Below are 26,550 nucleotides of genomic sequence, written 5' to 3' on the forward strand. Positions count from 1 at the left end.
TTGTTAGCCGGCGGCAATCTTTATGTCTGGTTGCTTTCGGCACAATAAAACGATAATTTAAAACATAAACGAAAATGAAACAAACAATTCTTGTTACGGGCGGAACCGGATTTATCGGTTCTCATACAACTGTGGAACTGCAGCAGGCGGGCTATAAAGTTGTGATTGCAGATAATCTTTCCAACTCTAAAATAGAGGTGCTCGATGGTATCGAAAAGATAACCGGAGTGCGTCCGGCATTTGAGAATATCGATTTAGAAGATTACAATGCGACGAAGAACTTGTTTGAGAAATATCCCGATATTAGGGGGATTATACACTTTGCAGCAAGCAAAGCCGTGGGCGAGAGTGTAGAGAAACCGCTGCTTTACTACCGCAACAACATTACATCGCTGCTCAATTTGCTGGAACTGATGCCGCTGCATCATGTGAAAGGCATTATCTTCTCTTCTTCTTGTACGGTCTACGGTCAGCCATCCAAGGAACATCTGCCCGTAACGGAGAGTGCACCTATCCAGACCGCACTATCGCCTTACGGCAATACCAAGCAGATCAATGAGGAGATTATCCGCGATTATATTCACAGCGGAGCACCCGTCAAGAGCATTATCCTACGCTATTTCAACCCTATAGGTGCCCATCCTTCGGCTCTTATAGGCGAGTTGCCCAACGGTACACCCAATAACCTGATACCTTATGTTACGCAAACTGCAATGGGTATTCGCAAGCAGTTGACTATCTTCGGCAATGATTACAACACACCCGACGGTACATGTATTCGCGATTATATTTATGTAGTAGACCTTGCAAAGGCACATGTTGCAGCCATGACACGCGTACTCGATCAGGAAACGGAGCCGCTGGAATACTTCAACATCGGCACCGGAAAGGGCGAATCTACGCTCGAAATCGTCGAGACTTTCGAGAAAGTAACGGGGGTAAAACTAAACTGGAAGTACGGTCCGCGGCGCGAAGGTGACATTGAAAAGGTATGGGGCAATGTAGACAAGGCCAACAAAGTATTGGGGTGGAAAGCCGATACGCCATTAGAAGAAGTGTTGGCTTCGGCATGGAAATGGCAGCAGAAACTCCGCGAAGACGGCGTGATGTAAAGTAAAATGGCATATGCTGCACCCTACATTTTCTGTTAATAATTATTAACTATCAACTGAATATATGTCGTATACATATTAGGTATGAATTAAAAACTGTACCTTTGCAGCCGCTGTTACGAGTTAATGGCATAAAATTCAAACCTAATTAAAAGTTTTAAGAAATGGCAACAAAAATCAGATTGCAGCGTGGCGGTCGTAAAGGCTATGCCTTTTATAGCATCGTAATCGCTGACTCAAGAGCACCACGTGATGGTAAATTTACTGAAAAGATTGGTACTTATAACCCTAATACCAACCCTGCTTCTGTAGATTTGAATTTCGATCGTGCCCTTTATTGGGTAGAAGTAGGCGCGCAACCTACAGATACCGTGCGTAATATCCTTAAGGGTGAGGGTGTTTATTTAATGAAACATCTCCGCGGAGGTGTGAAGAAAGGCGCTTTTGATGAGGCTGCCGCGCAGACTAAGTTCGATGCTTGGAAAGAGACAAAGTTAAAAGGTGTGCAAGCTGTTCGTGATAACGAGGCTAAGGCTAAGAAAGAAGCAATAGCTAAAGAACTGGAAGCTGAGAAGAAAATCAATGAGGCTGTAGCGAAGAAAGTTGCAGATAAGAAAGCCGCAGAGGCTGCCTCAAAGGCAGAAGCCGAGGCAGCAGAAGCAACAGAGGAGGCTGAAAATGCAGAAACAGAAGTTCCTGTTGCAGAAGAAACTGCTCCCGTTGCAGAAGAAACTGCTCCCGTTGCAGAGGAATCTACACCTGCTACAGAAGAAGCAGCTCCTGCAGAAGCATAAGATTTTTTGCTTGAATATGATAAAGGGTACCGATCTCTATAAGGTCTGTACCCTTTTCTTTTTATCTGTTTTTATTACCTAATGCGGTGCTACGCCGTTCTTGTGTGCATTTTAATCAGGTTTTGTAGATCAGTAAAGATATGTAACAGCCTCTCCTTATGTATACTGTGAATAAATGTATGGATGACCGATGAAAGATTGGTAACAAGAAACAGTCAAGACTAAAGATGAGGATAAGAGAAATTTTACAATAAAATAAAAAGCGATGGCCTTCACAGGCAACCGCTTCAAATCTTCAATAGGTATTAGTTCTTTTAAGGTAAAAAGATTGTTTTCAGGATAACGTATGCAAAGATAGGGTATTTTTTTTAACCGCCAAACTTTTTTCTTATTTTTTTTAATAAAAATAAATGTGTGCCCGCACAATATCAAGTATGCCCCTAAAATGCGTTGGAAACCCTTAAAATATGAGATTTCTAATGCTTTCAGAGTAAAGGTTTGTTTTTAAATTTATCGGTCTATGTTCGACTTCGGTTTGTATTGTATTCTTCTTTAAATTATTGTTCGTATTCGCAAGGAATATGTTTCTTTTAAAACAATAGCCCCTTGAAGTTATGCCGATGGCAATGCTTCAAGGAGCTATCGTGTAGGAATGGTTCTAACATTCCGTTGCTCTAACGCAATTAAGTATATTCTTTGTCGCCATTAAGCAGTACTTCTATATCAGATATAGAGGGTGCGTGCCTCTGGCGTTTCTGCGAAGTTATTTGAATGTAAGTTCCTCTTTGTTGGGATTTTTTCCGATAGAAATGGTATCGCCTGCATGAAGCTCGCCCGATAGGATACGTTCGCACACCCCGTCTTCTATATAGTTTTGGATGGCACGTTTCAATGGACGAGCGCCAAATTGCACATCATATCCCTTTGTTGCTACAAACTCTTTCGCTTTATCGGTAATGCTGATGTGATATCCGATATCTTCTATCCGCTTATATAGACCGGATAACTCGATGTCTATTATCTTCTTGATGGCTTCCAAGTCGAGTTGATCGAAAGTGATAATCTCGTCCAAACGGTTCAGAAACTCCGGTGCAAACTGCTTGCTCAGACTTTTCTGAATGATAGAACGTGCATATTCCTTATCTTTCTCGTTTGTGCTCAGTCCTAAGTTACCGCTCGCGTTGAAGCCGATGCCGCGGCCAAACTCTTTCAGCTGACGTGTTCCGGCATTCGAGGTCATGATGATAACCGTGTTTCGGAAGTCCACCAATCTGCCGTTACCATCGGTAAGACGCCCTTCATCGAGTACCTGCAAGAGCAAATTGAATACGTTGCCGTGGGCTTTCTCTATCTCATCGAGTAACACGATAGAGTAAGGATGCCTCCGTACTTTCTCGGTCAACTGTCCGCCTTCCTCATATCCCACATATCCGGGAGGCGCTCCTACGAGGCGCGATACGTTGAAACTCTCGGTATATTCGCTCATATCGACACGGATAAGCGCATCGTCTGAGCCGAACATGAACTGCGCGAGTTTCTTTGCCAAATAGGTTTTACCTACGCCTGTAGGCCCTAAGAACATGAACGCTCCGATCGGATGGTTCGGATCTTTCAATCCTACACGGTTTCGCTGTATGGCTTTTACCATTTTATCGATGGCTGTATCCTGTGCAATGACAGACTGTTTCAGACTGTCGGCCATGCCTTTCAGACGTACTCCTTCGTTCTCTGCCATACGCTGTACCGGCACTCCCGTCATCATAGAAACTACATCTGCCACCTCGCTTTCGGTAATAGTCTCGCGGTTTTCGGTATCTCCGGCAGTCCACTTACGGTTCAGTTCATCCAGTTCACCTTCCAACTCCGTCTGACGATCCCTATAACTTGCGGCGAGTTCAAAGTTCTGATTTTTGACTGCATCCTGCTTCTTCTGTTTGATGAAGTCTATTTCTTTCTCTTTCTCTACTATTGCCGGCGGAACTTCGGCATGCTGCAAGTGCACGCGTGAGCCCACTTCATCAAGGGCATCTATGGCTTTATCAGGGAAAAAACGGTCTGTGACATACCGTTCTGTCAGTTTGACACACGCCGTAATCGCATTGTCTGTATATTTTACATGATGGTGGTCTTCGTAACGGTCTTTGATGTTCTGTAAAATCTGTATGGTTTCTGCCACGGTTGTGGGTTCTACCAACACCTTTTGGAACCTGCGTTCGAGTGCTCCATCCTTCTCTATCGAGTTGCGATATTCGTCCAATGTGGTGGCTCCGATGCACTGTATAACCCCACGGGCAAGGGCTGGTTTCATCATATTTGCGGCATCCATGCTTCCCGGAGTGCTACCTGCACCGATCAAGGTGTGTATTTCGTCGATGAAAACAATGATGTCCGGATTTTGTTCCAATTCTTTCAACAGTGCTTTGATGCGCTCTTCAAACTGCCCTCTGTATTTGGTTCCCGCAACAATACCGGCCATATCTAAACTTACCACGCGCTTGTTAAACAGCATGGGCGATGTTTTTCGCTTGGCAATGAGTTGCGCCAATCCCTCGACGATGGCACTTTTACCTACGCCGGGTTCACCGATTAAGATCGGATTATTCTTCTTACGTCTCGACAATATCTCCGTTACGCGCTGTATTTCTTTCTCTCTTCCCACCACAGGATCTAACTTTCCTTCGCTTGCAGCTTTGGTAAGGTCGGTCGAGAAGTTATCGAGAACGGGAGTCTTTCCGTCTGACTTGCGGCTTTGAGCAGTGGTTACAGAGCTTTTGGCTGTCTGTTCGTTCGAAGAAGACATATCAGCTTCTTCCTCATCTTCGTCAGGAAGTCCGATGCCGTCTTTAGGAGAAGCGGCTTTCTGCAAGTAGGCAAACAGGTCTTCATAGCTTACATTGTTGAATTCGAGTACCTCTTTGGCACCGTTGCTAACTTGGTCGTGCAGTATAGCCAATAAGAGGTGTTGCACGTCTACTGTCTGTGTATGCTGTATACGTGCTTCGAGTATGGCGAGCTTCAGTATGTTGCTTGCCTTTTCGTTGAGCACGAGATCGGTTGTATTGATGGGTTGTCCTAACTCATCTTCGCGCACACGTTCTTCGAGTTCTGTCTTTACAGCAGAAATATTGACCTTCATTCTATCGAAAATATCGTGTATAGGATTGTTTTTCTCACGCAGTATACCCAAGAGCAAGTGCTCGGGTCCTACCGATCTGCTTGCTAAACGAGTGGCTTCTTCGCGACTGAAAGCAAGTATTTCTGATACTTTTGGCGAAAATTGACTTGTCATATTTCTTTTTACCTTTCTTGTTCTAAATGTTGTTACTATTGGTGCTATCCTTCCTGAATTTATAAACACTCCTCTCATTTCTTACGGGAATCGCACGTTAGGTATATAATCTATCAATTACAAACATTATGCCAAATCGTATTATCTGGTATGTATATTGAAGATATTCGTACCGTTTATCGTGTCGTTTTCTATATCGAGATGCTGCATACAGCCGCCGAGCATGTTTTTTATCTGGCTGATACGTGCTTTTTGTCTGCTGTTGTCGAACGTTTCATAATAGGCAAGCGAGCTTGTAAGATAGTCGTAAGAATTGTTCCATTTGTCCGTAAAAGCGTAGCAAAGTCCTAATTTAAACAAGGCTTCAGCTCTTTCATTAGGATAACATACGGTAAGCATCATCTCGTAAAGAGGTATGGCTTCGGCATATTGTTTTAGGTTGAAATGGCTTTCGGCATCGGCATAATAATAGAAAGAACGTTCGTGCGGGGCAAACGAACCGAGCTGCGGAATGCTTTCATCAAGATGTGTAGCAGCTTTCTCATAGTCCCATTCGTAGTAGAAACATACGCCGAGGTATGCTTTGAAACGCGGATTAAGCCGGTATGTCTTATCTAATTGCCGGAATATGATCATTGCCTCGTGATACTTTTCACTCTGAAAATATTCGATAGCCTTACCCAATTGCTCGCTATCGTTGTGCTGTTTTTCTGGTTGCCAAGCATAAGCGGGCAGCACAGATATGAGAAGTATATATAAAAGGTTTCTGAACATGTAAGACAATTTTATGGAACCGTTTATTCCGTATAGAATTTAATGAGGCGCTTGATGGCATCTTTACAGACTGCACAGAACTCGGGATACTCGTTTGTACGCATGCGGCAGTCTTGTTGCCCCCTATATACGCCTTTTAAAGAATAGCCTGCTCCCTCGAACACACCTATTTTTTGCAAGTTTTTGGTAGGCGGCGTAGGGATGGGAGTACCCTTGTCGATCATCTTTTCCCATTTGTTATGGAAGTTGTGCAGGGTAGTAAGATTGGGTTCCCACGGTTCGATATCGTGAGGATACATGGGTATTTGTTCCTGCTCATAGGCATACTCGTCGCCTAATCCCGCAAAGCTATGTCCGAATTCATGTACCACTACAGACCTGTAAGCAGGGTGGTGTGTCATAGACAGATTATAGGAATTGAGTATTCCCCCGCCGCCATATTTATCGGTATTTACAAGAACTATCAAGTGTTCGTAGGGCGTTCCTGCCATGATGTCGTGCAGATCGTTGATGCTAAGTGTGGTAAGATAGCGGTCGCTATAGAACGTGTCGAAGTGCGAATGCAGTGCTGTATTCTTCCATATCCCGCGTGACGGTTCGCTTGTACCGCTGTCTATCGACGGCGATTTCACTGCAATAATGTTGAATTTGTCACGAAGTGTCTTGAACGGTTCGTGCTCGAACAGTGCTTCCATGGCAATCTTTGCATCGTTCAGAAAGGTGTGCATCTCGTCTTCACGGTATCCTTCCGCCACGTATGCAATGTGAATGCAACGGGTTGTATCCTTTGCTTTTTGCAGTGTAACGTATGGCGTAACATGGCTGAACCCTATGTGTCTGATCAATATGTCTGACGGTACGACCAGATGTGTCAATGTTGCAGTAATGTTTCTGCGGTTGTCTTTTAAGTCTACCGTTATGTCCACAGTGTCGTTGGGCATTGGTATAAGGAAAGAATTCTGGAACGATTTCCGCGCTGTCTTGGCTTCATCGTACGACAACCATTCCTGAAAAAGAGTGGAAAACGAATTACGGAAGATTACTTTCCCTGTTTTATGACTCCTTACGGTAATCTGTCCGTTGCCTTCGACAGGTATCTCTGCCAGTCTTTGTCGTTTGCCGTACCAGCGGGGAAGCATATTAAGTTTGTCGACATATATATTCTGCGATGCACTGTTACCTGCGAAAATATAGTCGATACGTAATGTGCTGTCTTTAAAATAGGTGCCGAACGTTTGTGCATTGGCTGCCATAGTGCAGAGGTAGAGATAAAACAAAGAGAGAATAAACCTTTTCATTGTTCGATTTCCTTTAAAAGTTTAATGATGTAATCACGGTGCCAATCTTCCTCGTGGAAGACTGTCTTGCCGTGTAACAGAATGTCTATGTCAAGATTGACCGTATTTTTCTTGCGCAAAGTTTTGGTATCTTTGCACTTGATTTCTACCTGCCTGAGAGTTCTCCTTATCTGATTGATTGTATGTGAAGTATTGACGTAGGCCAAACAATTAAGAAACTTATCAGACTCTATTCCGATGGGTTCCGTCCACACTCGTGAGGTAAACCTTATGTTTTTGAACTGTCTGCTTAAGTTTGTTATTGCTTCTTCGATATGGCGTTGTTGGTCATGATTGGAGCCTAATGCCAATATTAATATGGTAGATACAGCCATTTTTGCAAATATACTAATATTTATTAAACCTAATTCATATATTTTATTTTTTTATGATTTTATGTATCTTTGCACGCAAAAGACAAGATATGAGAAAGACTTTTATATTCTTGACGATTTATTTGTTTTCATTGGGGATGTCGGCCCAAATGAAATGGAATGCCACATATCAGACTTATATCAATCAATATAAAGACCTTGCCATAGAACAAATGCTAAAATTCAATATTCCGGCAAGCATTACGCTGGCACAGGGGCTATTTGAAAGCAGGGCAGGACAGAGCCGTTTGGCACGTTTAGGGAACAATCATTTCGGAATAAAATGCCATGGATGGACGGGACGTACGATTATCGAAGACGATGATGATAATGGCGAATGCTTTCGCGCATACGATAATGCGTTGCAAAGTTTTGATGATCACAGCAGATTTCTTAGTAACAACACAAGATACAGCAGCCTTTTTAGACTGCAACGTACGGACTATAAGGCATGGGCAAGGGGCCTCAAAGCCTGCGGATATGCCACTAATCCGGTATATGCAGATAAGCTGATCGGGATTATAGAGTTATATAAATTATACCAATACGATAGGGCCAGCACCTTTGACCGGTTCATGGCGCGCCACTCGGCAACGGATGTTCCTGCGCAAAAAGGCGGAACATTGCATCCTATATACATATATAACCGCAACTATTATTTAAGGGCACGCAAGGGAGATACATTCCGTACGATTGCTGAAGAGGTGGGAATTTCGTACCGAAAGATAGCAAAATATAACGAACGCGATAAGCATGATGCGCTTACAGAGGGAGAAATTGTTTATTTAAAGAAGAAACAAAAGCGGGCAGACAAGGCTTTTAAGCGGCGTCCTCATAGGGTTAAAGCTGGCGAAAGTATGTATTCGATAGCCCAACAGTATGGTATCCGTACCAAGAGTTTATATAAGATGAACCACCTTTTGCCGACTTATCAGATAAAGGTGGGCGATGTATTAAGAGTATATTAATGGTGTATCGACGATAGGGAGGCCTTCTGATTTTATTAGACAGGCCTCCTGTTTTTGTTATCGGGTATCAATGGCCGGAACAGAACGCAATACACACAGGTTTGTCTACGTGAATATCGTGATGAGTATCGGTAAGCAAGCCCGTTGAACGGTTGATTTCGAATACCTGTATGATATTGCTATCTCTGCAGGCACATAGCAGAAACTTGCCATTGGGCGTAATGTTGAAGTTACGCGGGTGCATTCCGGTAAGCTGATATCCTACTTTTGTAAGCATTCCCGTTTCTGTATTTACTTTGAATATGGCGATGCCGTCGTTCTTCAGTCGGTTGCTCGAGTACAGAAAACGGCCGTCGGGCGAAATATGTATATCAGCTCCGCCGCGAGCATTCACTTCATCCGATTGTATTTCTTGGAGCATTTTCTTGTTTTTGTTCTGCAGATCGAATACCGTAACATTGCCCGATAGCTCGCTCATGATGTACAGAAATCTACCGTCGGAACTATATTCAATATGGCGAGGGCCCGAGTCTCGGGGCACTTTAACAAGTATCTTTGCCCTTCCTAACGTGCTTTTGTCTTTTTTAATTTCAATCTGTAACAGCCTGTCGGCACTAAAGTCTGTGGCGTATATGTGCTTTCCATCGGGAGCAAACCTTGTGCAATGGATGTGGGGAATTGCCTGACGATCGGCGTCGGGGCCGCCGATACCTCCTTTTATCTGTCGGGACATCGGCTGCAGAATGCCCTCTGCATTCAAAGGAAATATGCTCATAGAGCCGCCGGAATAATTGGCCGTGAGAACTATTTTGCCGTTTGTGGCTATGTAGCAGGGATCTTCGCCATACGTTCTTTGGGTATTTATCAGTTGCATGGCTCCGGTATGTTTGTCGAATTTTACAGTGCTGACGGTTGCTGTGGTATCGTTTTTTTCCGATACGGCGTATATATGATTACCGTCTTTCGAAAGCGTAAGGTAAGAAGGGTTCTCTATATCCAGCGAATGTAAGGCTTTTACCGTTCCTGAATGTTGGTTGAAATCGAATGAATAGATGCCCTTGCTCGCTCCATCGGTATAAGTTCCGACGATTAACTTTAGGTTTTCTTGCGCTCTTATGCCCATTAACGGCAAGAAAAGTGCAGAAAGTGCGATGATTAGTCTTGCTTTCATATTGTTTAAAATTTAGTTATACGGTTTAATTTGGGTACAAAGATATGTTTTTCTTTGAAATCCGACAATGAATAGATTGCATACTTTTGCAAATTATGATTGTTGTCCGGTGCTGCGATGGGTGCCGGTGATAATATGTTTGTCGTAGGTACGGCAGGTAAAAACGGGCTGTTGTTTATTGCTTAACCGGCAGTGTGTTTTATAAATTTATTCTTGGCAGGTGCCTTTTTACAACGATTTTTTGTAATTTTGTGCACGTATTATGGACACAATAGGATTAACAGGAATGAGAAAGGGGATTGTGGGAGTGCAATTTCTCTTTGTAGCTTTCGGGAGTACAGTGCTTGTTCCGTTGCTTGTGGGGCTCGATCCGGCAACGGCATTGTTTACGGCTGGTTTAGGTACTTTTATCTTTCATTTCGTGACGAAAGGTAAAGTACCTATTTTTTTAGGCTCGAGTTTTGCGTTTATTGCGCCCATCATCGCGGCTTCGAAACAATGGGGAATGCCCGGAACCTTGGCAGGTTTGGCCGGCGTGTCGCTGGTCTACTTCGTGATGAGTGCCCTTGTAAAGTGGCAAGGCAGGAGGTTTCTCGATAAATTATTTCCTCCTGTAGTCATCGGACCGGTAATTATATTGATCGGACTTACACTGTCTGGCAGTGCTGTCGATATGGCCAAGACCGATTGGCTGCTTGCTTTCGTATCGTTGATAACGGCCATTCTCGTGCTTTCACTTGCCAAAGGATTGTTGAAACTGGTGCCTGTAATCTGTGGAATTATAGTGGGTTACACCGTTGCCCTGTGTATGGGAAAGGTCGATCTTGCCCCTGTAGCGGCCGCACCTTGGTTTGCTCTTCCGTCTTCTATAGCCTCTTTCCACTTTCCGGCGTTCTCTTGGGAGCCGTTCTTGTATATGATACCCGTGGCCATAGCGCCGGTTATCGAGCATATCGGCGATGTGTATGTGGTCGGGGCTGTGGCTCAAAAAGACTTTGTTAAGGATCCCGGGCTTCACAGAACCCTGTTGGGCGACGGGTTGGCATGCCTTTCGGCAGCCTTGTTGGGCGGGCCTCCCGTTACTACATATAGCGAAGTGACCGGCGCAATGTCTATCACAAAGATCACACATCCGCAGGTTGTCCGCATATCGGCGGCCACAGCAATCGTGTTTTCCGTAATAGGTAAGCTCAGTTCATTGCTGCAGAGCATTCCGTCGGCAGTACTCGGAGGTATCATGCTCCTGTTGTTCGGAACCATTGCCGGCGTGGGTATTCAGAATTTGGTGCAGCATCATGTCGACATGAACAGAACGCGCAACATCATTATCATATCCGTTACGCTCACCATGGGCATCGGTGGAGCGGTATTGTCTTGGGGGAGTTTCGCCATCAGCGGTATCGGACTCTCTGCTATTGTAGGGGTGATATTGAACTTAGTCCTTCCAAAAGAGAAAGAAAATGAAGCCTGATAACGATTTCGAACGGCTGTGGAGCGAGAATAGAAGGCGCATCTTAGAGGCCGATGCCGAGTATCTGAGTATCAAAGAAAGCTACCGCATGAAGTCTGGAACCGACTGGTTACTCTTCGGAATACCCGCTGTGGCTGCCATAGTCGTGCTAAATTTCTCTTTTTTCGGAAATGAATTGCTGAACTGGATGCTGGGTGCTGTGGCGGCAATCGTGTCGTTCGTGATTTGCGTGTGGGTAAAATCGCTGCTGAACGGCAACCGTCCGCTTTCGGAAGTAGAGGAAGATATAAAGAAACGATGCAGGGAGAAGTACGAAAAGACAGGCGAACTGCTTTAAACGAACATCAGATCGCTCATGACCATATCGCTTACGTACAGCCCCTTGCGCGTCAGTCTTGCACGATTGTCATTAATTTCGAGCAAGCCCGAAGCTATGTGTTTGCGGGCATTTTTCATAAAATAATTTCTGAAATTCGGGTGCTGTTTGTTCAGATCGATGCCTTCGTAAGTTCGGAGAGCCGTGGTAATGGTGTCGTTATATACGGTCTCCGGCGATAGAATTTCTTTCTCCATCGGTATTTCGCCGTGCTCTATTCCCTGCATATATAGTTCAATATTGTCGATATTCCATTGCCTCGACCGGCAGTCATAGGAATGTGCAGCCGCGCCGATGCCTATGTATGGAACGGCTTGCCAATAGCTGCTGTTGTGACAGCTTCTGTATCCGGGCTTGGCAAAGTTGCTGATTTCGTAATGTTCATAGCCAGCGGAACAGAGTTTGTCTATCAGTATTTCGTACATACTTCGGCTTTTCTCTTCATCCGTTTCCTGTACTTTACCCAGCGAAAGCATCTTGAATAACCGAGTGCCTTCCTCGTACATCAGACTGTAAGCCGATATATGTTCCACTTCCAAGGCTAAGGCGCGGTCGATATCTGTACGCCATTCGTGGAGCGTTTGGCTCGGAAAGCCGAACATAAGGTCGATGCTAATGTTGTTGATGCCCGCTCTTCTTAAATCAGATACGGCAGAAACGATTTCAAGGGAGGTGTGTCGTCGGTTCAAGAAGCGCAGTCTTTCGTCGGAAAATGTTTGTGCTCCCAAGCTCACACGGTTGACAGGAAGTGAACGGAGTGCCGATGCAAAATCGGCAGTTACATCATCCGGATTGCATTCCAATGTGACCTCTTGCAGACAACCGGTATCATACACCTTATTAATATTATGGAATATCGTGCTTAGATGGCGATGCGAGAGCAACGAAGGCGTACCCCCGCCGAAATAAATCGTACGGATACGCCTGTCGGGCAGATAATCTTTCCGCAATTCCATCTCTTTGCAAACGGCTCTGACGTATCGGTCGATAAACTCAGATTGCGTGGTCGAGTAGAAGCCGCAGTATATGCAGCGGCTTTCGCAGAACGGAATATGTATGTAAAGTCCGTACATGAATGTTCAAATTTGTTACAAATTTACTAATATGTTTTAAAAGATACCACCAATTCATTTAATTCTTTTGCGCAATATAGGAAAAATGTATAACTTAGACGGCGAATGTTTAACAGACGAAAGTATTAACCATTTTAAATCTATAACCGTTATGCGAGTATATCAAACTAACGAAATTAAGAACATTGCCTTGGTTGGCAGTGCGGGTAGCGGCAAGACTACTCTTGCCGAAAGTATGCTTTTTGAGGCCGGACTCATTAAACGTCGCGGCAGTATAGAGGCCAAAAACACGGTCAGTGACTATTTCCCAGTTGAGCAAGAATACGGCTACTCGGTATTTCCAACTGTTTTTCATGTAGAGTGGAACAATAAAAAACTTAATATAATCGATTGCCCGGGGGCCGACGACTTTATAGGCGGAGCCATTACGGCATTGAATGTAACCGACGAAGCCGTTATTCTTATCAATGGTCAATACGGTCCTGAAGTCGGCACACAGAACGTTTTTCGCTATACAGAGAAGCTCAAGAAGCCGGTTATATTCCTCATTAATCAGCTGGATTCCGATAAATGTGACTTCGATGCCATTATCAACAACATGAAAGAGATATATGGACCGAAGTGCGTACAGATACAGTATCCGATAAATACAGGCAGTGATTTCAATTCGCTTATCGACGTTTTGCTGATGAAGAAGTTCACTTGGAAGCCGGAAGGTGGTACACCTACTGTTGAAGATATACCTGCCGAAGAGATGGACAAGGCTATGGAACTGCATAAAAAACTTGTTGAAACCGCTGCTGAAAACGATGAGAGTTTGATGGAGAAGTTCTTCGAAAGCGAGACACTTACCGAAGATGAGATGCGCGAAGGCATCCGTAAAGGGCTGATAACACGTTCTATATTCCCCATATTCTGTGTTTGTGCGGGCAAAGACATGGGCGTGCGTCGTCTGATGGAGTTCCTCGGAAACGTGGTACCCTTTGTGGGTGAGATGCCAAAGGTGCACAACTCGCGTGGCGAGGAAGTAGCTCCGAACAGCAATGGTCCGCAGTCTATCTATTTCTTTAAGACGGGTATGGAGCCACATATCGGTGAGGTGTCTTACTTTAAGGTAATGAGCGGAAGTGTTAAATCGGGCGATGATCTGACGAATTCCGACCGTGGAAGCAAGGAACGTATAGGGCAAATTTACGCTTGTGCGGGCGCCAACCGCGTGCCGGTAGACCAATTAAATGCCGGAGATATAGGCTGTACCGTGAAATTGAAAGATGTGAAAACGGGTAATACATTGAATGGAAAGGACGTAGAGCAGCGTTTTGATTTCATTAAATATCCAAACTCTAAGTATAGCCGTGCCATCAAAGCCGTGAATAGCGCCGAAATGGAGAAACTCATGGCTGCTCTGTTGAAGATGAGACAGGAAGATCCCACGTGGATAGTAGAGCAATCGAAAGAATTGAGGCAAACGATAGTGCACGGACAGGGTGAGTTTCATCTGCGTACACTGAAATGGCGTCTGGAAAACAACGAGAAACTTGCGGTGAAATTCGAAGAACCTAAGATACCTTATCGTGAGACCATCACCAAACAGGCACGTGCAGATTATCGGCATAAGAAGCAAAGTGGCGGCGCCGGACAGTTCGGAGAAGTGCATCTGATAGTAGAACCGTATGCGGAAGGCATGCCAGATCCTACCGTTTACAAGTTCAACGGACAGGAATTCAAAATGAATATAAAGAGCAAAGAAGAGGTAGATTTGGCATGGGGAGGTAAGCTGGTGTTCATAAATTCCGTTGTCGGAGGCGCCATAGACCTGCGCTTTATACCTGCTATTCTTAAGGGTGTGATGGACTGTATGGAGCATGGACCGCTCACAGGAAGCTATGCCCGCGACGTCAGAGTGGTTGTCTACGATGGAAAGATGCACCCTGTAGATTCGAATGAACTATCGTTTACGCTTGCTGCCCGCCATGCTTTTGCCGATGCATTCAAGCTTGCCGGCCCGAAAATACTTGAGCCCATTTACGATTTGGAGGTATATGTGCCATCCGATTACATGGGCGATGTGATGAGCGACTTGCAGGGACGCCGCGCCTTGATTATGGGTATGGACAGCGAAGCGGGCTATCAGAAGCTGGCTGCAAAGATACCCTTAAAGGAGTTGGCCAACTATTCGATCTCGTTAAGCAGCCTTACCGGCGGTCGTGCTTCGTTTACTACGAAGTTTGCAAGCTACGAGTTGGTACCGAACGAGCTGCAGACAAAACTCATAGCCGAACATGAAACCGAGTTAAAAGAGGAAGAAGATTAATCGTTTTGTGCTCTCTTGTAAGAACCGGAACATAATAATATAAGGTTCATACCCGCGTGCCGATACGCATAGGGTATGAACCTTTTTTTGATCACAAGGCATTCTGTGCCTTATAGATGCACGGTTTATGTCCGATATATATACCGTCTGTGCCGGATAGATGTATAGTGTGTTCTTGACAGGCGTATCAGTCAATGTATTTGAACCGAGAGCCCAATCGGAGCAGGTGATAGATTAAGTCCAAAAGTCTCTGCTTTCTGTTGGTGTCATGATGCCTCCGCATTTGGGGCATGTGTGCCCGTTCCATCGTGTAATTTTATCGTTTCCGCATCGTGGACATAGTCTTCCTGTCTCCGAATTGAACGATGGAGCCACGTCGCCTATCACTCCTCCGACCACAATATTCCGTATGGCTTTGCACTCCGGACATAAGATGGGCGTGATATGTTGTCCGAACAATCCCTTTCCTTCGTAGATTTCGGCTTCATATCCACATTTATTGCATCTGTAAATTCTCTTTAAAGCCATGTGTAGATGTTGTATGTTTAAATTTTATAGGGGAGTTGTTGCCCCCACTTGTACATAAAACAGCGATGCATATAGATATTTCTGTTAGTGGCAGATGGAGAAATAGCACAAAAAAACCGTTGAGCTATGCCCAACGGTTCGTTTCTCTCATTTTTCAGTTCGAGCTATAATTACATAGCAGAATCTGCTGCTGCTGTGTCAACTGCTGCTGTATCAACAGTATCAACTGCTACTGTGTCACTGTCGTTTGTGTTAGCAGGAGCTGCTGTCTTCTTACAAGAAGAAGCAAAAGAGATAGCTACGATAGCTACGAACATTAAAACTAATTTCTTCATTTTCTTTGCTTTTTAAATCTGTAAAACAATCATTTGTTTATTAAAACGTTGCAAAGGTAAGTATTTTTTTAATATGTTGTCATTTTTTTTGTGACTTTTTTTCGATGTATTTGTAACTTCTTTCTAATCTATTGTATATCAGTAATTTGCAAACTGGTAACGAATGTTAAAGTTTTTCGGCAGGAGTATTTTCGTGTTATTTGCCATGTTTTTGGGATGTCTGGGGGCTAAAAAGTGATTGCCTTGCAGTAGAATTTGATGAAAAAACCGTAACTTTGCATTACGTATATAATATATAAGGTAGACCGGAGGATGTTTTTTCTCTGTTTGATGTATAATTTGGGTAAGGTAATATGATTGATTCGAGCGCTTTTCAGGGGAAAAAAGCCGTCTATTATACACTTGGTTGCAAGCTTAACTTCTCGGAAACGTCGACATTCGGCAAGCTGTTACAAGAATATGGTGTAACGAATGCTGCCGATGGAGAGCGGGCAGATATCTGTTTAATCAATACTTGTTCGGTAACAGAGGTGGCAGACCATAAATGCAGGCAGGCCATTCATCGTATGGTGAGGGATAATCCGGGAGCGTTTGTCGTGGTAACCGGTTGCTATGCACAGCTGGAATCGGAGACCGTGAGCAAGATAGAAGGAGTGGATTTGGTACTGGGTAGCAATGAAAAAGCTAATTTGGTACAGCGGTTGAACGATGCTTGGTTAGAGAAAAGTACTATCAGCAGTGCCAGCGGTTTCAACGAACATCTGCACGCTTTTCACTCGGTAAAGACGAAAGACATAAAAACTTTCGCTCCTTCTTGCTCGAGGGGAAACCGTACAAGATATTTCTTAAAAGTGCAAGATGGTTGCAATTACTTCTGTACTTATTGCACAATACCCTATGCGAGGGGCTTCTCTCGTAATCCTACTATTGCCTCCTTGGTTGAACAGGCCCGGCAGGCAGTGGCCGAAGGCGGTAAGGAAATTGTGCTTACCGGCGTGAACATCGGCGATTTCGGGGTAACTACAAATGAGCGTTTTATAGATTTAGTGAAGGCTTTAGATAAGGTCGAAGGCGTTAAAAGATACCGCATAAGCAGCTTGGAACCCGATCTTTTAGACGACGAACTGATAGAATATTGTGCCCGTTCGCGTGCTTTTATGCCACATTTTCATATTCCCTTGCAGAGTGGTTCCGATGATGTACTCAAGCTGATGCACCGACGTTACGATCGTACACTGTTCGCTCATAAAATACAGTTGATAAAAGAAAAGATGCCGGATGCCTTTATAGGCGTGGATGTGATGGTGGGTTCTCGCGGTGAACGCCCCGAGTATTTCGAAGATTGTTACGATTTTCTTCGATCACTGGATATAACTCAGCTTCATGTTTTCCCTTATAGTGAACGACCGGGTACCGTTGCACTGTCGATACCTTATGTAGTTGCCGAAAAAGAAAAGAAACTCCGTTCCAAACGTTTGCTGCAGCTTTCCGACGAAAAAACGCAGGCTTTCTATGCCAAATATATAGGGACGACGGCCGAGGTGTTGTTCGAAAAGGCCACGGTGGGTAGGGCTATGCACGGTTTCACCGAAAACTATATCCGTGTGGAGCTGCCCGCATCGCTGGCACGTGAGGAATACGACAACCAATTGATTACCGTCGAGCTCGGTAATTTTAACCATGATAAATCATCATTAAAGGCGATATTATGAAATTGGCAATTGTTATATTGAACTGGAATGGGCGGGCTATGCTTGAAAAATACTTGCCCAAAGTGCTCGATTACTCGCGTGACGAGGCGACAGTCTTTGTATCTGACAACGCTTCGACCGATGATTCGTTGCGCTGGATCGAGAAACATTGCCGAGAGTGCAAGACTATATCGCTCGAAAAGAATTGGGGTTTTGCCGATGGATATAACCGATCGTTGAAACAGATAGATGCTGAATACTATCTACTTCTCAATTCAGACATCGAAGTTACCCATCATTGGCTTACTCCTCTTATCGAATTTATGGATAATCACCCTGAAGTAGCGGCTTGTCAGCCTAAACTTTTGTCGGAAAAAGATAAGGACTCCTTTGAATATGCCGGTGCTTGCGGAGGCTTTTTAGATAGGTATGGTTATCCTTTTTGTAGAGGGCGTATTTTCGAAACCGTAGAAAAAGACTACGGACAATATGACTATTTACAGGAAATATTGTGGGCCTCGGGGGCTTGCATGATGGTTAGAAGCAAAGATTATTGGGCTGCCGGCGGGCTTGACGGGCGTTTCTTCGCCCACAATGAGGAGATCGACCTCTGTTGGCGCCTGCGTATTATGGGGCGAAAACTATATTGTATTCCCGAAAGTTATGTGTATCATGTGGGAGGAGGCACACTTCCGAAAGGCAATCCCATGAAAACTTTCCTTAATTTTCGTAACAACTTGACCATGCTTTACAAAAATCTACCCGAAAAAGACTTTATACATGTCATGCGTGTGAGGCGTGTGCTCGATTACGTAGCGGCCTTTGAAACGCTCATCATTAACCGTAATTGGAGAGATTTTACGGCAATCTTCAAGGCAAGAAGGGCTTTTCGACGATGGCTTCCCGACTTTTACGAAGACCGTAAACGTATTCAGAATATGCGGAAAGACAACACTGCAGATGAAAGAGAAAGATTCTCTATCCTTCGTCTTTATTATATAAAAGGTATCAGGCAATATTCTAAAATAGTATAGAAAGTGCTATACAATATGCGTATTCTTAATTTTAACAATTTAAAGTTTAAGCGGTTATTTAACGTGTTAATTTAATATTTTTAGCTTAAATGTTTGATTTTAAAATATTTTTTAGTACTTTTGTCGCAATAATTCGGATAATATTGTTACGGTGAGGAAGGTTTATTTCATATTCATGATAGCGATGTTGCTTTGTTCGGCATGCGAATATAAGCTGAAACCAAACGATGATGAGCAGGATTTTCGTATCGAAATTCAGCGTTATGACCGGTTGGAAAGCCGCTATCTTACTACAGGTGACTTCTCTGCATTGCAACAAATGAACACCGGTTATCCCATGGAAACGCGCACATTGATAGAAGATGTGCTGCAATTAGGTGAGGTAAACGATCCCGAAATCAATAGTAAATTTCTGAAATTCTATCAAGATACGCTTCTTCAAACCATCATTGCCGATGCCGAAACGCAGTATGCAAGTATGGAGGACATTAATCGTAGTTTGGATAAAGCTTTCGAAAGGTTAGAGAAGATATTGCCTAAATTGGAACTGCCCACGGTGTATGCCCAAATCGGAGCGTTGGATCAGAGCGTGGTTATCGGCGATAAATCGATTGGAATTTCATTGGATAAGTATCTTGGAAAGGACTATCTGCCTTATAAGAAGTTCTATTCGCAGCAGCAACGCAGTACGATGACGCGCGATTTCATTGTGCCCGATTGTCTGAATTTTTATCTGCTAAGTCTGTTCCCATTGAAGAATTATTCCAATAGATCGCAGATGGAAAAAGACCTGCATATGGGTAAAGTGATGTGGGTTGTAAATAAAATCATGGATACCCATTTCTTCAACACCAAGTATGTGGACATGGTAGACGGGTATATGAAGAAAAATAAGAAGGTTAGCATAAAGGAAATGCTTCTTTCGGACAACTATCAACTTATTCAAGAGACCGGATAAAACAGCCTTAGGCCGGTAGGCTTTTTTACCTTTTTTTAATTTTTACGGAAGCAATGTCTATCTTCTAAGAAACTTATATCAGCCTTTTAAAGGGCTTATATCTATTATCTAATGGGGTTACATATACTGTTTGGGAAACTATAGCGGTAGTGATAGTAGCCTTTCTTTATAACAACAGGCCGGAAGAGTGGCGGGCATATTGTCCTTGGAATGCTTCGGTATGCCGAAGGTGTTGCATCAGCAGGTTGGCGAATTCATAGTTCTTCAGTCCCCATTTGGGGGCTACGAGCAGATCGGATGGTGCCTGACTCACAAATCTATCGAGTACCAAATCTTTACGTAACAGTTGTATGTAACCGACAATCAGTTCTATATATTCTTGCGGTGTGTACAGGTGGAACGGATGCTTGGCATATTCTTCGGCCAGTTGCGTGCCGTGTATGATCTGCATTTGGTGTATCTTGAGGATGTCGATGGGCAGTGCGGAGATGACAGGTGCTTGGCGCAGACTTTCTTCACGGTCTTCTCCGGGCAGTCCGAGTATGATGTGTGCGCCCGTAAGTATGCCCCTTGCATGGGTTCGTTCTACGGCGGAGCGCGAACAGGCGAAGTCGTGTCCGCGGTTGATGCGTAATAGTGTGCGGTCGTTAGCGGTCTCAATGCCGTATTCCACCAACAGGAAAGTCTGTCTGTTCAGTTCTTCCAAATAGTCGAGAAGGGCCTCCGGCATGCAGTCGGGGCGCGTTCCGATAACGATGCCAACCACACCTTCTGTGTTCAGTGCCTCCTCGTACATGCGACGGAGCGACTCCAGCGGCGAATAGGTGTTGGTATAGGCTTGGAAATAGGCAAGGTATTTCATGGCCGGATATTTCTTCGAGAAGAAACGTTTGCCGTCTTCGAGCTGTTCGGTTATAGACTTTTTGCGGTTACAATACGCAGGGTTAAAGGTTCTGTTATCGCAATATGTGCAGCCTCCTCGACCTGTTAACCCATCGCGGTTGGGGCATGTGAAGCCGGCATCTATGGAAATCTTCTGCACTTTATAGGGAAAACGTTGGCGGAGCCATGTACCAAAATCGTTGTAATATTGTTTCATTTGCTTGCAAAAGTAAGTAAAAATGTCTATCTTTGCAATAGGTTATAACGAAATATCTTATGCGGATGAGAAAGATAATTGTATTTTTAGCAGCGTTATTTATGGTATATTCAGACTTGCAAGCGGCAGAGAGAATGGATTTGAAGGCAATTGCAAAGGGTGAATTTGCCGCGAAAACCATTACAGGAATAACTCCTATCGAAGGTACAGACCGCTATGCACGCATCAGTAGCGATGGGAAACAGATTGTGGAATATTCGTTTAAGACAGGCAAGCAGACCGGTGTGCTCTTTGATGTAGATAATACGATGGGCGAGAAGATAACTTCTTTCGATGGTTATACGATGTCGCCCGATGGCAAGAAGATGCTTATACAGACGGAAACCAAACCGATTTACCGTCGTTCTTTTCGGGCTGTGTTCTATATTTATACCATCTCGTCGCGTAAGTTGCAGCGCCTATCCGATGGAGGTCCGCAACAAGTGCCTGTTTGGTCGCCGGATGGCAACCAAATAGCTTTCGTTCGAGACAACAATATCTATCTTGTAAAGCTGCTCTACGATAATGCCGAGAGCCAAGTAACCAAGGATGGACGGAAGAACGAGGTGATTAACGGCGTGCCGGACTGGGTAAATGAAGAGGAATTCGGGTTCAACAAAGCGTTGTGTTTCAATGCTGATGGCACGATGATTTGCTGGCTTCGCTACGACGAGAGTAAGGTGAAAACCTATTCCCTGCAGCTCTTCAAAGGTGAAAAGCCCGCGAGAAAGGAGTTTGCGGAGTATCCGGGACTTTATTCTTACAAGTATCCGAAAGCAGGAACCGACAACTCTGTGGTTACCGCATGGAGTTATGATATTAAAAGCCATAAGGCCAACCGGCTGCAAGTGCCGCTGGCAGAAGACGGATACATGCCGCGCATCAAGCCCACTGCCAATGCGGAGAAGATTATTGTGTACACGATGAACCGCCATCAGAGCGAACTTAATCTTTACAGCGTGAACCCCCGTAGCACCGTTGCGCAGCTCTTAGTTCAGGAAAAGAATGCAAAATATGTGAAAGAAGAGGCAGTGGAAGGCATCATCATCGGCAAGAACAGTTTCTTATTGCCCAGTGATCGCAGCGGATATATGAATATCTATCTCTACAACATGAACGGCCAGCTGATGCGACAGATAGGAAACGGCACTTTCGATATTACTGCCGTTTACGGATATGATGAAGAAAACGGAGATGTGTATTATCAGGCTGCTTCCATCAATGCGCACGACCGTCAGGTGTTTGTGGCTCATAAGAACGGAAAGACCGACCGTCTGTCTGATCAAGAAGGATGGAATACGGCCGTGATTTCTGGCGATTATCGCTATCTGATCAACACTTGGAGCGATTACAATACACCTTATTTATATACGATACGTGATAATAAGGGTAAAATACTTTCCATCCAATTGGACAACAACGAACTGAAAAGCAAGATATCCGGCTTTGGATGGACGAAAAAAGAAACGTTTACCTTTACTACTTCAGAGGGAGTGAAGCTCGACGGATGGATGATAAAGCCGACAGATTTCAATGCTGCGAAGAAATATCCCGTCATTATGTACCAATACAGTGGGCCTGCGAGCCAGCAGGTTGTAAACTCTTGGCGCGTCGGCTCTATGGGGCAGGGCGGCGCTTTCGACTATTATTTGGCACAGCAGGGCTTTATAGTGGTCTGTGTAGATGGGCGTGGCACCGGTGGGCGCGGCTCCGAATTCGAGAAGTGTACCTATCTGCGGCTCGGAGACCTCGAGTCTAAGGATCAGGTAGAGGCGGCTTTGTGGCTGGGTAAGCAGTCTTTTGTGGATAAAAACCGTATCGGTATTTGGGGCTGGAGTTTCGGAGGTTTCAACACTTTGATGAGCATGAGCGAAGGGCGTGCAGTGTTTAAGGCCGGTGTTGCCGTGGCTCCTCCAACGAATTGGAAGTATTACGACACGGTATATACCGAACGTTACATGCGTACACCTAAGGAAAATCCCGACGGTTATGCCCTTAATCCGATCGAACGTGCCGATAAGTTGCAGGGTGCATTGCTTATCTGTCACGGTTCGGCCGACGATAATGTGCAGCCGCAGAATACTTTTGAGTACGCCGAAGCGCTTGTTCAGGCAGATAAAGACTTCAAAGAAAACTATTATACCAACCGAAATCACGGCATATCCGGCGGCAATACCCGTAATCATTTGATGAGACAGATCGCCAACTTCTTTATCAAAGAACTGAAATAACCAATCGCAAATACATTATGAAGAAACTTTTATTAGGCGATGAAGCCATTGCTCAAGGGGCCATAGATGCCGGATTGAGTGGTGTGTATGCCTATCCGGGAACTCCATCTACGGAGATTACCGAGTATATACAATGCTCACCGGTAGCCAAGGAACGTGGTATTCACAGCAAATGGGCTACGAATGAGAAGACTGCAATGGAGCAAGCGCTGGGCATGTCGTATATGGGAAAGCGTGCACTTGTGTGCATGAAGCATGTCGGACTGAATGTCTGTGCCGATCCTTTTGTCAATTCGGCGATTACAGGTACCAATGGCGGCCTTGTCGTTCTGGTGGCCGACGATCCTTCTATGCATTCTTCGCAGGACGAACAAGACAGTCGTTTCTATGCTAAATTTGCAATGATTCCCTGTTTTGAGCCTTTCAATCAGCAGAATGCATATGATATGATGGCGACAGCTTTCGATTATAGCGAGAGAATACATCTGCCTGTGCTCGTTAGAGTGACAACCCGTCTGGCGCATTCGCGTGCCGTTGTAGAGATAGCGGAAACATCTCGCCCTGAAAACGATATGAACTATGATGCCAAGGCGAGCGATTGGGTGCTGCTTCCTGCCTTTGCCAGAAAGCGCAATGATATGGTAACGGCTCAACAGGCTGCGCTTGAAGAAGACTCGGCAGGCTCGTCTTATAACGCTTATATTGATGCTCCCGATCGTTCCCGCGGCGTGATAGCAAGCGGAATTGCATTCAATTACCTGAACGAATGTTATCCGCAGGGCTGTCCGTTCCCTGTTCTGAAGATCTCACAATACCCGTTGCCCAAGAGACTTGTTAACAGATTGACTGCCGAATGCGATGAAGTATTGGTGATAGAAGAAGGTCAGCCGTTCATAGAGGATATGGTTAGAGGCGTTATGCCGGGCAATGCTGTTATTAAGGGCAAGTTTACGGGCGATCTGCCCCGTACCGGTGAGCTCACTCCGGATATAGTGAAGAAAGCTTTCGGAATTGAAACAACGCAAGGATATGCACCGTGCGAAGACGTTATATCGCGACCTCCCGCTCTTTGTAAGGGTTGCGGTCACCGCGATGTGTACGGTGTATTGAATGAAGTCTTATCGGAATACGACAACGCAAGGGTATTTGGCGACATCGGATGTTACACCTTGGGCTTTCTTCCGCCCTATAAAGCGATCCATGCTTGTGTGGATATGGGTGCCAGCATTGGCATGGCGAAGGGTGCATCAGAGGCTGGACAGTGGCCGGCCATTGCCATTATCGGCGATTCTACTTTCACTCATAGCGGTATAGCGGGCCTTCTTGATGCGATAAACGAAAACTCTAACATCACAGTTATCATCAGCGACAATCTGACAACAGCGATGACGGGCGGGCAAGACAGTGCTGGTACCTCTAAATTCGAGGCGATCTGTCGCGGTTTGGGCATAGAAGAAGCCCATTTGAAAGTGGTGATTCCCCTCGCCAAGAATATGCCGGAGATCAAACAGATGCTCCGTGAGGAAATAGAATATAAAGGGGTGAGCGTTATCATTCCGAGGAGAGAATGCGTGCAAACGCTTAAAAGACATGCGTCGGAGAAACGTAAAAACTAAGGAGAAAGCATAATGAAAACGGATATTATATTAAGTGGAGTAGGGGGACAAGGTATTCTTTCCATTGCAACAATTATAGGTGAAGCCGCCTTGAAAGACAATCTTTATATCAAACAGGCAGAGGTTCACGGCATGTCACAGCGCGGTGGAGATGTGCAGAGCAACTTGAGATTGTCATCGGAGCCAATCAATAGCGACCTTATACCATTGGGGTGTGCCGATGTCATCATCTCTATGGAACCGATGGAGGCATTGAGATACCTGCCTTATCTTAGCAAGAAAGGCTGGATTATTACGTCGATAACACCTTTTGTCAATATCCCCGACTATCCTGATTTAGATAAATTGAAAGCCGATTTTGCGAAAGTAGACAACGTGATTTTATTAGATATCGAGCGTTTAGCTAAGGACAATGGCGTTCCGCGCAGTGCAAATGTGATCCTTCTCGGTGCGGCTCAGAAGGCTTTGGGGATAACCTACGACAAGTTGGAGGATGCTGTACGCCGCATATTTGCCCGTAAAGGCGATGCCATTGTGGAAGCCAATGTCAAGGCTTTGGCCATTGGACGCGGAGAACAGAGATAAACGTTTCGTTTAATTCCTACATGCAGATGGAAACACCTATCGAGAAAAAAATCATAGACGATGCGATCAGAGATTTCAAAATACAGGATTTCTCCAAAGCCACAATACGTGAAGTGAAGTCGATTGCGGCATTTGCCGAGCGTGAGTCGGGGGTAGAGTTCATCAAGATGGAGATGGGAATACCGGGATTACCGGCAGCCAAGGTTGGCGTAGAGGCGCAGATCAAGGCTTTACAGGACGGTATAGCCCGTACTTACCCCGATATTCAAGGTCTTCCGGAGCTCAAACGTCAGGCTTCTCGCTTCGTTAAAGCCTTTATAGGCATAGACATCAGCGCCGACGGATGTATTCCCGTTTGCGGAAGCATGCAGGGAACGTTCGCCTCATTCCTTACATGTTCGCAGGCCGATCCGCAGAAAGATACGGTGTTGTTCATAGATCCCGGCTTCCCTGTTCAGAAGATGCAACTCCAAGTGATGGGTATGAAATATGAGACATTCGATGTGTACGATTATCGCGGAGACAAGCTGAATGGTAAGATAGAGACGTATCTGGCGAAAGGGAACATCTGTGCCATCGTTTACAGCAATCCCAATAATCCCTCGTGGGTGTGCCTGAATGAAGAAGAACTGCGCGGTATCGGCGAGCTTGCAACGAAGTACGATGCCATCGTTATGGAAGACCTTGCCTATTTTGCGATGGATTTCAGGAAGCCTTTAAGTACTCCTTTCGAGCCTCCTTATCAAGCAACGGTGGCTCGATATACCGACAATTACATTCTTCTTATCAGCGGATCGAAGGCTTTTAGTTATGCCGGAGAGCGTATAGGAGTGACATGTATTTCCGACAAACTGTACTCTCGCCGTTACGATGCGCTTGCCGAACGATACGAGGGATTGCCTTTCGGGCAGGTATTTTCTACGCGCATGCTTTACGCATTAAGTTCCGGCACCAGTCATAGTGCCCAGTTTGCCATGACGGCTATGCTGAAAGCTGCCGTAGAAGGTACGTATGATTTCAGAAAAGAAGTAGGTGTGTACGGAGAACGAGCACGCCGTTTGAAAGATATATTCTGCAAACATGGCTTTTACATCGTCTATGATAAGGACTTGGATGAGCCTGTTGCCGACGGATTTTATTTCACTATCGGGTATCCCCATATGACTTCGGGGCAGTTGGCGCACGAACTGATGTACTACGGAGTGAGCGCTATCTGCCTTATCACCACGGGAAGCCGGCAGGAAGGGTTGCGTGTATGCACTTCGTTCATAGGCGATCACCAATACAAACTGCTCGAAGAACGAATGAAAATATTCGAAACGAACAACCCCGTCTGACCGTCTATAACCATCGGGGAGGCATGTAGAAAGCTACGAATGCC

General features: G+C 44.9%; 22 protein-coding genes. 13 read left to right on the forward strand and 9 right to left on the reverse strand.

What is annotated here, in order from left to right; translation table 11 throughout:
* Window positions 1-74: 74 nt before the first annotated feature.
* A complete protein-coding gene (gene galE, locus BN3912_RS09915; protein ID WP_023983406.1) occupies window positions 75-1,112 on the forward strand; it encodes a UDP-glucose 4-epimerase GalE in 1,038 nt (345 codons plus the stop codon).
* A 164-nt stretch (window positions 1,113-1,276) separates the two neighbouring features.
* Window positions 1,277-1,906 carry a 30S ribosomal protein S16 gene (locus tag BN3912_RS09920; protein WP_023983405.1) on the forward strand — a complete coding sequence of 210 codons (630 nt, stop codon included), beginning with the start codon at window positions 1,277-1,279 and terminating at the stop codon, window positions 1,904-1,906.
* A 763-nt stretch (window positions 1,907-2,669) separates the two neighbouring features.
* Here the strand turns inward: BN3912_RS09920 and BN3912_RS09925 are convergent.
* The 4 genes from BN3912_RS09925 to BN3912_RS09940 form a co-directional block, all read right to left on the reverse strand.
* Complete coding sequence (locus BN3912_RS09925) at window positions 2,670-5,195, reverse strand: ATP-dependent Clp protease ATP-binding subunit (RefSeq protein ID WP_023983404.1); 2,526 nt, start codon at window positions 5,193-5,195, stop codon at window positions 2,670-2,672.
* Window positions 5,196-5,336: 141 nt separating this feature from the next.
* Window positions 5,337-5,969 carry a tetratricopeptide repeat protein gene (locus BN3912_RS09930; RefSeq protein ID WP_023983403.1) on the reverse strand — a complete coding sequence of 211 codons (633 nt, stop codon included), beginning with the start codon at window positions 5,967-5,969 and terminating at the stop codon, window positions 5,337-5,339.
* A gap of 23 nt (window positions 5,970-5,992) precedes the next feature.
* The gene (locus BN3912_RS09935; RefSeq protein ID WP_023983402.1) at window positions 5,993-7,267 is read right to left on the reverse strand and encodes a M64 family metallopeptidase; all 1,275 of its coding nucleotides are present in this window, start codon (window positions 7,265-7,267) and stop codon (window positions 5,993-5,995) included.
* Window positions 7,264-7,641, reverse strand: coding sequence for a 2-amino-4-hydroxy-6-hydroxymethyldihydropteridine diphosphokinase (locus tag BN3912_RS09940; protein ID WP_004370157.1), 378 nt, complete (start codon window positions 7,639-7,641; stop codon window positions 7,264-7,266). Before BN3912_RS09940 ends, BN3912_RS09935 begins: the two co-directional genes overlap by 4 nt.
* Window positions 7,642-7,730: 89 nt before the next feature.
* On the opposite strand from BN3912_RS09940, the gene BN3912_RS09945 reads away from it, so the two are divergent.
* Window positions 7,731-8,648, forward strand: coding sequence for a glucosaminidase domain-containing protein (locus BN3912_RS09945; protein ID WP_023983401.1), 918 nt, complete (start codon window positions 7,731-7,733; stop codon window positions 8,646-8,648).
* A 67-nt stretch (window positions 8,649-8,715) separates the two neighbouring features.
* Here the strand turns inward: BN3912_RS09945 and BN3912_RS09950 are convergent, their stop codons facing one another.
* The gene (locus tag BN3912_RS09950; protein WP_023983400.1) at window positions 8,716-9,819 is read right to left on the reverse strand and encodes a lactonase family protein; all 1,104 of its coding nucleotides are present in this window, start codon (window positions 9,817-9,819) and stop codon (window positions 8,716-8,718) included.
* A 262-nt stretch (window positions 9,820-10,081) separates the two neighbouring features.
* Here BN3912_RS09950 and BN3912_RS09955 point away from each other — a divergent pair, with 262 nt between their 5' ends.
* Together BN3912_RS09955 and BN3912_RS09960 are read left to right on the forward strand one after the other, a co-directional pair.
* Complete coding sequence (locus tag BN3912_RS09955; RefSeq protein ID WP_023983399.1) at window positions 10,082-11,290, forward strand: uracil-xanthine permease family protein; 1,209 nt, start codon at window positions 10,082-10,084, stop codon at window positions 11,288-11,290.
* Window positions 11,280-11,627 (forward strand): hypothetical protein, encoded by a 348-nt coding sequence (locus BN3912_RS09960; RefSeq protein WP_023983398.1) that lies wholly within the window; start codon window positions 11,280-11,282, stop codon window positions 11,625-11,627. Before BN3912_RS09955 ends, BN3912_RS09960 begins: the two co-directional genes overlap by 11 nt.
* Here BN3912_RS09960 and hemW read toward each other — a convergent pair.
* The gene (gene hemW / locus BN3912_RS09965; RefSeq protein WP_023983397.1) at window positions 11,624-12,739 is read right to left on the reverse strand and encodes a radical SAM family heme chaperone HemW; all 1,116 of its coding nucleotides are present in this window, start codon (window positions 12,737-12,739) and stop codon (window positions 11,624-11,626) included. The genes BN3912_RS09960 and hemW overlap by 4 nt on opposite strands.
* 151 nt (window positions 12,740-12,890) lie before the next feature.
* On the opposite strand from hemW, the gene BN3912_RS09970 reads away from it, so the two are divergent.
* Window positions 12,891-15,053 carry an elongation factor G gene (locus BN3912_RS09970; protein ID WP_016665182.1) on the forward strand — a complete coding sequence of 721 codons (2,163 nt, stop codon included), beginning with the start codon at window positions 12,891-12,893 and terminating at the stop codon, window positions 15,051-15,053.
* Window positions 15,054-15,287: 234 nt separating this feature from the next.
* On the opposite strand, the gene BN3912_RS09975 is transcribed toward BN3912_RS09970, so the two are convergent.
* Together BN3912_RS09975 and BN3912_RS12340 are read right to left on the reverse strand one after the other, a co-directional pair.
* Window positions 15,288-15,581, reverse strand: coding sequence for a hypothetical protein (locus BN3912_RS09975; RefSeq protein ID WP_064972313.1), 294 nt, complete (start codon window positions 15,579-15,581; stop codon window positions 15,288-15,290).
* A gap of 170 nt (window positions 15,582-15,751) precedes the next feature.
* A complete protein-coding gene (locus BN3912_RS12340; protein ID WP_023983396.1) occupies window positions 15,752-15,916 on the reverse strand; it encodes a hypothetical protein in 165 nt (54 codons plus the stop codon).
* 353 nt (window positions 15,917-16,269) lie between these two features.
* Between BN3912_RS12340 and mtaB the strand changes: the two genes are divergently transcribed.
* The 3 genes from mtaB (at window position 16,270) to BN3912_RS09990 (ending at window position 19,599) form a co-directional block, all read left to right on the forward strand.
* Complete coding sequence (gene mtaB, locus BN3912_RS09980; protein WP_023983395.1) at window positions 16,270-17,628, forward strand: tRNA (N(6)-L-threonylcarbamoyladenosine(37)-C(2))-methylthiotransferase MtaB; 1,359 nt, start codon at window positions 16,270-16,272, stop codon at window positions 17,626-17,628.
* Window positions 17,625-18,641: a glycosyltransferase family 2 protein gene (locus BN3912_RS09985; protein ID WP_023983394.1), complete on the forward strand. Its 1,017-nt coding sequence runs from the start codon at window positions 17,625-17,627 to the stop codon at window positions 18,639-18,641. The genes mtaB and BN3912_RS09985 overlap by 4 nt, the downstream gene beginning before the upstream one ends.
* 151 nt (window positions 18,642-18,792) lie before the next feature.
* A complete protein-coding gene (locus tag BN3912_RS09990; protein ID WP_445468264.1) occupies window positions 18,793-19,599 on the forward strand; it encodes a gliding motility protein GldB-related protein in 807 nt (268 codons plus the stop codon).
* Window positions 19,600-19,765: 166 nt separating this feature from the next.
* On the opposite strand, the gene BN3912_RS09995 is transcribed toward BN3912_RS09990, so the two are convergent.
* Window positions 19,766-20,698, reverse strand: coding sequence for a tRNA modification radical SAM protein MnmL/YtqA (locus tag BN3912_RS09995; protein WP_023983392.1), 933 nt, complete (start codon window positions 20,696-20,698; stop codon window positions 19,766-19,768).
* 65 nt (window positions 20,699-20,763) lie between these two features.
* Here BN3912_RS09995 and BN3912_RS10000 point away from each other — a divergent pair, with 65 nt between their 5' ends.
* From BN3912_RS10000 to BN3912_RS10015, 4 genes are read left to right on the forward strand one after another with little or no spacing between them, the layout of a single operon-like run.
* Window positions 20,764-22,968, forward strand: coding sequence for a S9 family peptidase (locus BN3912_RS10000; protein WP_036858972.1), 2,205 nt, complete (start codon window positions 20,764-20,766; stop codon window positions 22,966-22,968).
* 17 nt (window positions 22,969-22,985) lie between these two features.
* The gene (locus tag BN3912_RS10005) at window positions 22,986-24,584 is read left to right on the forward strand and encodes a thiamine pyrophosphate-dependent enzyme (protein ID WP_023983390.1); all 1,599 of its coding nucleotides are present in this window, start codon (window positions 22,986-22,988) and stop codon (window positions 24,582-24,584) included.
* Between the two features lie 12 nt (window positions 24,585-24,596).
* The gene (locus BN3912_RS10010) at window positions 24,597-25,169 is read left to right on the forward strand and encodes an indolepyruvate oxidoreductase subunit beta (RefSeq protein ID WP_023983389.1); all 573 of its coding nucleotides are present in this window, start codon (window positions 24,597-24,599) and stop codon (window positions 25,167-25,169) included.
* Window positions 25,170-25,195: 26 nt separating this feature from the next.
* Entirely contained in the window at window positions 25,196-26,506 is a 1,311-nt protein-coding gene (locus BN3912_RS10015) for an aminotransferase class I/II-fold pyridoxal phosphate-dependent enzyme (protein ID WP_023983388.1), read from the forward strand.
* Window positions 26,507-26,550: the final 44 nt, after the last annotated feature.

This window comes from Prevotella phocaeensis (assembly GCF_900065875.1).
Classification (GTDB): Bacteria; Bacteroidota; Bacteroidia; order Bacteroidales; family Bacteroidaceae; genus Prevotella; species Prevotella phocaeensis.

Bases quoted from the DNA above. Each gene is read 5' to 3' on its own strand.
- galE (WP_023983406.1), top strand. From the start codon at position 75: ATGAAACAAACAATTCTTGTTACGGGCGGAACCGGATTTATCGGTTCT.
- BN3912_RS09920 (WP_023983405.1), top strand. From the start codon at position 1,277: ATGGCAACAAAAATCAGATTGCAGCGTGGCGGTCGTAAAGGCTATGCC.
- BN3912_RS09925 (WP_023983404.1), bottom strand. From the start codon at position 5,195: ATGACAAGTCAATTTTCGCCAAAAGTATCAGAAATACTTGCTTTCAGT.
- BN3912_RS09930 (WP_023983403.1), bottom strand. From the start codon at position 5,969: ATGTTCAGAAACCTTTTATATATACTTCTCATATCTGTGCTGCCCGCT.
- BN3912_RS09935 (WP_023983402.1), bottom strand. From the start codon at position 7,267: ATGAAAAGGTTTATTCTCTCTTTGTTTTATCTCTACCTCTGCACTATG.
- BN3912_RS09940 (WP_004370157.1), bottom strand. From the start codon at position 7,641: ATGGCTGTATCTACCATATTAATATTGGCATTAGGCTCCAATCATGAC.
- BN3912_RS09945 (WP_023983401.1), top strand. From the start codon at position 7,731: ATGAGAAAGACTTTTATATTCTTGACGATTTATTTGTTTTCATTGGGG.
- BN3912_RS09950 (WP_023983400.1), bottom strand. From the start codon at position 9,819: ATGAAAGCAAGACTAATCATCGCACTTTCTGCACTTTTCTTGCCGTTA.
- BN3912_RS09955 (WP_023983399.1), top strand. From the start codon at position 10,082: ATGGACACAATAGGATTAACAGGAATGAGAAAGGGGATTGTGGGAGTG.
- BN3912_RS09960 (WP_023983398.1), top strand. From the start codon at position 11,280: ATGAAGCCTGATAACGATTTCGAACGGCTGTGGAGCGAGAATAGAAGG.
- hemW (WP_023983397.1), bottom strand. From the start codon at position 12,739: ATGTACGGACTTTACATACATATTCCGTTCTGCGAAAGCCGCTGCATA.
- BN3912_RS09970 (WP_016665182.1), top strand. From the start codon at position 12,891: ATGCGAGTATATCAAACTAACGAAATTAAGAACATTGCCTTGGTTGGC.
- BN3912_RS09975 (WP_064972313.1), bottom strand. From the start codon at position 15,581: ATGGCTTTAAAGAGAATTTACAGATGCAATAAATGTGGATATGAAGCC.
- BN3912_RS12340 (WP_023983396.1), bottom strand. From the start codon at position 15,916: ATGAAGAAATTAGTTTTAATGTTCGTAGCTATCGTAGCTATCTCTTTT.
- mtaB (WP_023983395.1), top strand. From the start codon at position 16,270: ATGATTGATTCGAGCGCTTTTCAGGGGAAAAAAGCCGTCTATTATACA.
- BN3912_RS09985 (WP_023983394.1), top strand. From the start codon at position 17,625: ATGAAATTGGCAATTGTTATATTGAACTGGAATGGGCGGGCTATGCTT.
- BN3912_RS09995 (WP_023983392.1), bottom strand. From the start codon at position 20,698: ATGAAACAATATTACAACGATTTTGGTACATGGCTCCGCCAACGTTTT.
- BN3912_RS10000 (WP_036858972.1), top strand. From the start codon at position 20,764: ATGAGAAAGATAATTGTATTTTTAGCAGCGTTATTTATGGTATATTCA.
- BN3912_RS10005 (WP_023983390.1), top strand. From the start codon at position 22,986: ATGAAGAAACTTTTATTAGGCGATGAAGCCATTGCTCAAGGGGCCATA.
- BN3912_RS10010 (WP_023983389.1), top strand. From the start codon at position 24,597: ATGAAAACGGATATTATATTAAGTGGAGTAGGGGGACAAGGTATTCTT.
- BN3912_RS10015 (WP_023983388.1), top strand. From the start codon at position 25,196: ATGGAAACACCTATCGAGAAAAAAATCATAGACGATGCGATCAGAGAT.